The organism is Paenibacillus sp. A3 (genome assembly GCF_001399685.1).
Taxonomy (GTDB): domain Bacteria; phylum Bacillota; class Bacilli; order Paenibacillales; family NBRC-103111; genus Paenibacillus_G.
On sequence record NZ_JTHN01000142.1, the window covers coordinates 66,805 to 73,764 of the forward strand.

The window sequence follows — 6,960 nt, forward strand, 5'->3', positions numbered from 1 at the left end:
GTATGGCGTCTCCTTCCCTACAAAACAAGCCTGTACGGGTCTTCCAGCGCGTCCTTCACCGCACGCAGGAACTCGGCGGCCGGCGCGCCGTCCAATACCCGGTGGTCGAAGGTCAGGCTGAGCGGCAGCAGACTTCGGCGCTGCAAGTCGGCTCCCTTGTAAACCGGCATCTCCGCCACGCCGCCGACGCCGAGAATGCCCGCTTCGGGCGTGTTCAGAATCGGCGTGAAATAATCGATGCCGTAAGCGCCGAGGTTCGTGATCGTAAACGTCGAGCCTTGAAGGGCGTCGCTTCCGAGCTGGCCGCTTCGCGACTGCTGCGCCAGCGCCTTGATTTGGCGCGACAAATCAAGGACGGAGTACTGATCGGCATGGCGGATGACCGGAACGACCAAGCCTTTGTCCAAAGCGACGGCGATCCCCAAATGCACGTGGTCGAACACGTGGATACGGTCGTCGATATACGCGCTGTTCATCTGCTTATGCCGCTTGAGCGAAAGGACGACGGCGCGGGCGATGAAATCGGTCACCGTCAGCTTGACCTCGTGCTGCCGCTGCGCGGTTTCGCTCATCTGCCTCTGCAGCGCGAGCAGATCGGTGACGTCGGCCCGCAGCGTCAGCGTCAGCTGGGCGCTGTGCTGCAAGCTGTCGTGCATCCGCGCCGCGATGACTTTGCGGATACCGGCGACCGGAATTTGCTCTGTATGCTCCACAAAGCCGGGTAAGGCGGCAGACGCAAGGTTGGCGGACGGAACGGAAGCGGCCCCAACAGCGACTGGATTGGCCGACGAATCCTGAACTCCCGCGGAAGGTGCGGAAGACGCGTTGGCGATAGCATGCTCCACGTCCTCTTTCGTAATTCGTCCCTGCGGGCCCGTTCCCGTTAGTTTCGCGATATCGAGCCCGGCCGCTTCCGCCATTTTGCGGGCGACCGGGGAGATTTTAATGTCCCTGCCGTGAGCAGGAGCTTCGGCAGGCTCTGATCGGCCCGCCGGAGCTGCGTCCGGAACAGCGTCGCCTGGCACAGCCGCGCTCTCCCCAGGCTGTGCGTCGGCCGCCCCTGCAGCCGCGGTGCCAACTTGTTCGCCGGGCTGGCCGATATAGCCAATGACCGTGCCCGGCGGTACGCCCTCCCCTTCGGGAACGGCGATCTTCAGCAGGACGCCGTCCGCAGGCGCTTCCAGATCCGTTTCAATTTTTTCCGAGCCGATATTGGCGATAATTTCCCCTTTGGTCACGGAGTCGCCCTCTTTCTTATGCCAGAGGGATACCGATCCTTCCTTCATTGCCATGCCCAGCTTGGGCATGACCACTTCTACAGCCATGGCGATCTCTCCTATCCGGGTTAGTCTGGGTCCGTCTATACGGCAAGCAGCGATTTGTCGCCGAGCAGCTCGGCGACGACTTCAACCACTTTTTGCGGCGTCGGCAAATAAATGTCTTCCAGCGGCGGCGAGAACGGCACGGGTGTATGCGGCGCGGTGATCCGTTTGATCGGCGCATCCAGGCTGTCGAACGCCTTATCCGCAACAAGGGCGGCGATATCCGTGGCGATGCTGCAGCGAGGATTCGCTTCGTCGATGACGATCAGGCGGTTTGTCTTCGCCACGGAAGCGAGTATCGTATCCTCATCCAGCGGGGACAGGCTGCGCGGATCGACGACTTCCGCTTCGATGCCTTTTTGCGACAGCTGCCGGGCGGCCGTCAGCGCCGTATGCACCTGCTTGCCGATCGCCACGATGGTCAGGTCCGAGCCGGCCCGCTTAATGTCTGCTTTTCCAAGCGGAATCGTATAGTAGCCTTCGGGCACCTCGCCGGTCATGTTATACAGCGTTTTATCCTCGAAGAAAATGACGGGATCGTTATCTTCGATGGACGCCAGCAGCAGCCCCTTGGCATCGTAAGGGGTCGAAGGGACGACGACTTTAATGCCGGGAATGCTGGTGAACAGCGCATACAGGCTCTGCGAATGCTGGGCCGCCGCGCGGAACCCGGCCCCGTGCGTCGTGCGGATCGTCACCGGCACCTGTGCCTTGCCCCCGAACATATAGCGGAATTTGGCCCCCTGGTTGAGCACCTGATCCAGACAGCTCCCGATAAAATCGTTAAACATCAGCTCCGCAATCGGGCGCAAGCCCGTCGCTGCCGCAGTCATCGCCGCGCCGATATATCCCGCTTCGGTGATCGGCGTATCCAGTACCCGGTCGCGGCCGAACTCTTGCACGATACCTTTTGTAACGCCCAGCACGCCGCCCCAAGCTTCATCGTCCTGCAGATGGTCTACCGCCGCCCCTCCGGCCACGTCCTCGCCCATCAGAATGACGTTTTCGTCCTTGCGCATCGCCAACTTCATCGCCTCGTTGATCGCCGCGGACATACTGATTTTTCTTGTCATACCGCTTCCTCCTCCAATGAAATTAGTAAGATACGTACACGTCCGTCAGCAGCTCGGATGCGTCCGGATACGGGCTGTTTTCCGAAAATTCGACGGCCTTCTCCACCGCTTGCTCCACCGCAGCTTTCATTTCTGCCAGCTCGGCTTCGGTGTACAGGCGCTCGGCCACCAAATACGATTCGAACCCGGCAATCGCGTCTTTTTCCTGCAAATGCTCTTTTCGTTCATACTCTTTTTTATATTTTTGGGCATCGCCCTCGAAATGTCCGTAATTGCGGTAGGTGACGCATTCGATCAGCGTCGGGCCTTCGCCCCGGCGCGCCCGCTGCACGGCCTGTTCCGCCGCCTCGTATACGGCAAGCACGTCTTTGCCGTCCACCCGGACGCCCGGAATATTGTAAGCGATTGCACGATCGGCGATCGTTTTGCAGCTGGACGCATATTCAAACGTGGTCGCTTCCCCGTACCCGTTATTTTCGGCAACGAAAATGACCGGCAGCTTCCAGATCGCCGCCAAATTGATGCCTTCGTGGAACGTTCCCTGGTTGTTCGCGCCGTCTCCGAAAAAGCATACGCTGACCGCATTCGTCTTCTTGTATTTGGCGGTCAAGGCGGAGCCGCAAGCCAACGGATAGCCGCCGCCGACGATGCCGTTGGCGCCGAGCATGCCTTTGTTCAGGTCGGCGATATGCATCGAACCGCCCTTCCCTTTACACAGACCGGTAATTTTCCCGAACAGCTCGGCCATCATGCCGTCCAGCTCGCAGCCTTTGGCAATACAGTGACCGTGCCCGCGGTGCGTGCTGGTGATGCTGTCTTTGTCATCAAGGTGGGCGCATACGCCGACCGCTACCGCCTCTTCCCCGGCGTACAGGTGGACGAAGCCGGGAAGTCTGCCTTGGGCGAACAATTCGTGTACCTTGTCCTCGAACTTGCGGATTTCCAGCATCTTTTGAAACATCCATCCTGCTTTTTCCCGGCTCAAGGCCGTTCCCTTGTCCTGCGCGGCGTTAACCATACCGTGTTCCTCCTTTGGATGTAAAAAATGTTCCCACGCCGGATAGTAATGCAAGTTTCGTGCCAACGGAAAAAACGCTTGATTCTCGAAGGAATACGGCCCGCGGGGAGCCGCTGAAGTGGACACAAAGAGACGACTGTCTCGTTTTGTCCACTTTTGTTCACCTATTCATCATTCGGATTACAATGGGGTCATATCCTGAAATTGGGGTTTTGGTTTCGTGATGGAGGGATGCGATGAGCTGAATCCGGATCGAAAAAGTGGTGGAGGTCAGGGAAGAGCATGCGGCTTTTCCCTGACTGTAAGCGCGAAAAATCTCCTGCGGCCTTATAGTAGCAGGACCAGCCAAGGGACTACGACCAGCGCCAGAAGCGCAGCCACGAGCATGGATATGCTCGACACCGTGCCCGAGACGGCGCCGAATTCGAACGCCGTCGTCGTCCCTGCCGTATGGGCGCTTGTCCCGAGCAGCACGCCCTGCGCCACCCCGCTGCGGATGCGGAACAGCCGGATAAGCATCGGTCCGACTACCGTGCCGAGCAAGCCCGTGACCAGCACGAACAACGCCGTCATGGCCGGGATGCCCCCGATCATATCCGTGATGGCGATGGCAATCGGCGTCGTCGTCGAGCGCAGCACCAGGCCGTCAATAATCTGCCCGTCGAGGTGCAGCCCCTTGGCGATCCACACCGAAGTCGCAACACCCGCTGCGGAGCCGACCAGCACGCTGGCCATGATTTCTACGGCATATTTGCGCAGCAGCGCGACATTTTTATAGAGCGGCACGGCCAAGGCAATGGTCGCGGGTCCGATCATGTCCGTCAACCAGTGCGCCCCGGCGTTGTAGGTTTCGTAAGGAATGTCCCCTTGCAGCAGCAGAACGATGACAACCGCCGGCGTCAGCAGCAGCGGCGACAGGTAGATTTTGGGTTTCCGGCGGTACAAGCCTTTGATGCCGTAATAGACGGCCATGGTGAACAGCAGCAACAGGAGCGAGAGCCAGGTCATGACGGGGTCCGCTCCTTTCGTTTCACGATCGCTTGCGCCACAAGCCCTGCCGAGAGCATGACGACGACAAGGCTGCACACCAGCACGAGCATGATCGGCAAGCCGTTATCTCGCAGCAGCGCCCGATATTGAATCATCCCGGCCGCCGCAGGGATGAAGAACAGCAGCATTTCGGCCAATAGCCATTTGGCTCCCAGATCGATCCATTCGATCCGGATAATTTTCAGTTGAAGCAGCACGAATACAAGAACGATCCCGAGAATGCTCCCCGGAACAGGCAAATGAAGCAGGGCCGTCAGCCCGTTCAACAGCCATGAAACGAGGACAAAAAAGAGCACCTGCCCCAAAGTTTTCACAAAAGCCGCCATGTTGCACAGCTCCTTTCCATCCAAAGTTTACACCCCTTCCTTTCATAGGTAAAATGAATATATCGAATTTCTTTCATTCCAATCATCTATGCAAAGGAGGTGCCCGGGTATTGATATCCGGCAGTTGGAGTATGTGCTGGAGATCATCCGGCACAGCAGCTTTACCAAAGCGGCCGAGGCGCTGCACATTACCCAGCCCACCATCAGCAAAGCGATCAAAAATCTGGAGGAGGAGCTGGGCGTCCCGCTCTTCGTCCGCTCCGGCAAAACGCTCGAGCTGACCGACGCCGGCCAGCTTATTGCCGGCCAGGCGCAGGATGTCGTCCGTTCGTTCAAGCATTTGGAGCTGCAGCTCGGCGATTTGACGAATTTCAAAAAAGGGCATATCCGGATTGGACTGCCGCCGATGGCAGGCGCGAGATTTTTCCCCGGCATTCTGAGCCGGTTTCGCGACACGTATCCGGGGCTGACGATCCAACTGGAAGAGGACGGCTCGGTCAAGCTGGCGGAAAAGGTGGAGGATGGCACGCTGGACGTCGGCGTGGTGCTTTTGCCGGTGGACGAGGACGTATTCGAATCGTATTCGTTCGTGAACGAACGCTTGCGGGCCGTGCTCCCTCCTGCCCACCCGTTGGCGGGCAGGAAGGAAGTCCGGCTGAACGAGCTGCAAGACGAGGCTTTTATTTTGTTCCGGGAAGACTTTGCGCTGCACGAGCGGATTATCGAGGCTTGCGACGGCGTCGGCTTCCGGCCCCGGATCTGGTACGAAAGCTCGCAGTGGGATTTTATCTATGAAATGGTCGCCGCGGGAATGGGCGTCGCTCTGCTGCCCGAAAGCATCTGCGGCATGCTCGACCCGAACCGCGTCGCCACGGTCACGCTGACCGACCCGGCCATTCCATGGCATCTGGGCATGATTTGGCGGAAGGACCGCTACCTGTCGTTTGCCGCGCGGGAGTGGGTCCGCTTTTCGAAGGCGCATTTGACGAACCAAGGCAGGCTGTCTCTTTAAATCCATTTTCGGAAGGGGTACGTAAATATGGAACGATTTCGTGCACTCGTCGTGGACAAAACGGAGAATCAGTTTTCGGTAGGCGTACAATCACTCAGCTTGGACGATTTGTCGGAAGGCGAGGTGCTCATTCGGGTCGCCTACTCCGGCGTCAATTACAAGGACGGCTTGGCGTCCAGCCCGAAGGGCCGGGTGGTCCGCAGCTATCCCATCGTGCCGGGGATCGATCTCGCCGGGACGGTAGCCGCTTCGACCGATCCGCGGTTTCGCGAAGGCGACGAGGTGCTGGCGACGAGCTATGAGCTCGGCGTCGGCCATTCCGGCGGGTTTAGCGAATATGCGAGGGTTCCGGCCGATTGGGTGATCTCCCTGCCAAAAGGGTTATCCCACCGCGAGGCGATGATTCTCGGAACGTCGGGGCTGACGGCGGCACTGTCGGTCCACCGCATGGAAGAGAACGGCTTACGCCCCGAGAACGGCCCCGTGCTCGTCACCGGGGCGACCGGCGGCGTCGGAAGTCACGCCGTCTCGATGCTTGCGGCATCGGGGTACGAGGTCGCGGCCAGCACGGGAAAAGCGCAGGAGCATGACTACCTGCGCCAGCTGGGAGCCGCTTCGATCCTCAACCGGAAAGAGCTGTACCCGGAAACGGTCAAGCCCTTGACCAAGGAACAGTGGGCCGGCGCCGTCGATCCGGTGGGCGGAGCCGCGCTGCCGCATATTCTTAGCGCCGTTCGCCGCGGCGGCTCCGTGGCGCTTAGTGGTCTAACCGGCGGCGCCGAATTTACGGCGGCCGTATTCCCGTTTATCCTTCGCGGTGTGAACCTGCTCGGCATCGATTCCGCCTACTGCCCGCTTCCGCTCCGGCAGCGGCTCTGGGAACGGATGGCTTCCGATCTGAAGCCGCCGCGGCTCGAAGCGATGGTCCATGCGGAAACGACGCTCGACGAGCTACCGGACGCCCTGCAGCACATCCTGCAAAGCGGCGTCCGCGGGAAGGTCGTTGTGAGGCTGAGGTAAGTGCTCCGTCTGCAGGGAAAGAATGCGCTGGCTCGATGATAGGAGATATCGTATCTTCGAGAAAAAAGCCCGACCGGCTGGTCGGGCTGAGCTTGTTGAGAAACCGACTTTGCGTAGAACTTCTCTGCATACGCCGGTG

Annotated in this window: 7 protein-coding genes; 2 read left to right on the plus strand and 5 right to left on the minus strand. The window is 59.5% G+C overall.

All coding sequences use genetic code 11. The annotated features are described in order from the left end of the window. Positions 1 to 17 precede the first annotated feature (17 nt). The 5 genes from QJ48_RS21665 to QJ48_RS21685 form a co-directional block, all read right to left on the minus strand. On the minus strand, positions 18 to 1,325 hold the full coding sequence (locus QJ48_RS21665; RefSeq protein WP_054975581.1) for a dihydrolipoamide acetyltransferase family protein: 1,308 nt from the start codon (positions 1,323 to 1,325) through the stop codon (positions 18 to 20). 35 nt (positions 1,326 to 1,360) lie between these two features. Then, positions 1,361 to 2,395 (minus strand): alpha-ketoacid dehydrogenase subunit beta, encoded by a 1,035-nt coding sequence (locus QJ48_RS21670; RefSeq protein ID WP_054975582.1) that lies wholly within the window; start codon positions 2,393 to 2,395, stop codon positions 1,361 to 1,363. Between the two features lie 22 nt (positions 2,396 to 2,417). Continuing rightward, positions 2,418 to 3,413: a thiamine pyrophosphate-dependent dehydrogenase E1 component subunit alpha gene (locus QJ48_RS21675; RefSeq protein ID WP_054975583.1), complete on the minus strand. Its 996-nt coding sequence runs from the start codon at positions 3,411 to 3,413 to the stop codon at positions 2,418 to 2,420. 327 nt (positions 3,414 to 3,740) lie between these two features. Beyond that, on the minus strand, positions 3,741 to 4,421 hold the full coding sequence (locus QJ48_RS21680) for an LrgB family protein (protein WP_054975584.1): 681 nt from the start codon (positions 4,419 to 4,421) through the stop codon (positions 3,741 to 3,743). After that, entirely contained in the window at positions 4,418 to 4,789 is a 372-nt protein-coding gene (locus tag QJ48_RS21685; RefSeq protein ID WP_054975585.1) for a CidA/LrgA family holin-like protein, read from the minus strand. Before QJ48_RS21685 ends, QJ48_RS21680 begins: the two co-directional genes overlap by 4 nt. Before the next feature lie 109 nt (positions 4,790 to 4,898). Between QJ48_RS21685 and QJ48_RS21690 the strand changes: the two genes are divergently transcribed. After that, a complete protein-coding gene (locus tag QJ48_RS21690; RefSeq protein WP_054975590.1) occupies positions 4,899 to 5,801 on the plus strand; it encodes a LysR family transcriptional regulator in 903 nt (300 codons plus the stop codon). A 27-nt stretch (positions 5,802 to 5,828) separates the two neighbouring features. Beyond that, positions 5,829 to 6,821 (plus strand): acryloyl-CoA reductase, encoded by a 993-nt coding sequence (locus QJ48_RS21695; RefSeq protein ID WP_054975586.1) that lies wholly within the window; start codon positions 5,829 to 5,831, stop codon positions 6,819 to 6,821. Positions 6,822 to 6,960 lie beyond the last annotated feature (139 nt).

What these genes read in the sequence shown, in the direction of transcription:
- QJ48_RS21695 (WP_054975586.1), top strand. Translation starts at nt 5,829, where the DNA reads ATGGAACGATTTCGTGCACTCGTCGTGGACAAAACGGAGAATCAGTTT.
- QJ48_RS21670 (WP_054975582.1), bottom strand. Translation starts at nt 2,395, where the DNA reads ATGACAAGAAAAATCAGTATGTCCGCGGCGATCAACGAGGCGATGAAG.
- QJ48_RS21680 (WP_054975584.1), bottom strand. Translation starts at nt 4,421, where the DNA reads ATGACCTGGCTCTCGCTCCTGTTGCTGCTGTTCACCATGGCCGTCTAT.
- QJ48_RS21665 (WP_054975581.1), bottom strand. Translation starts at nt 1,325, where the DNA reads ATGGCTGTAGAAGTGGTCATGCCCAAGCTGGGCATGGCAATGAAGGAA.
- QJ48_RS21675 (WP_054975583.1), bottom strand. Translation starts at nt 3,413, where the DNA reads ATGGTTAACGCCGCGCAGGACAAGGGAACGGCCTTGAGCCGGGAAAAA.
- QJ48_RS21685 (WP_054975585.1), bottom strand. Translation starts at nt 4,789, where the DNA reads ATGGCGGCTTTTGTGAAAACTTTGGGGCAGGTGCTCTTTTTTGTCCTC.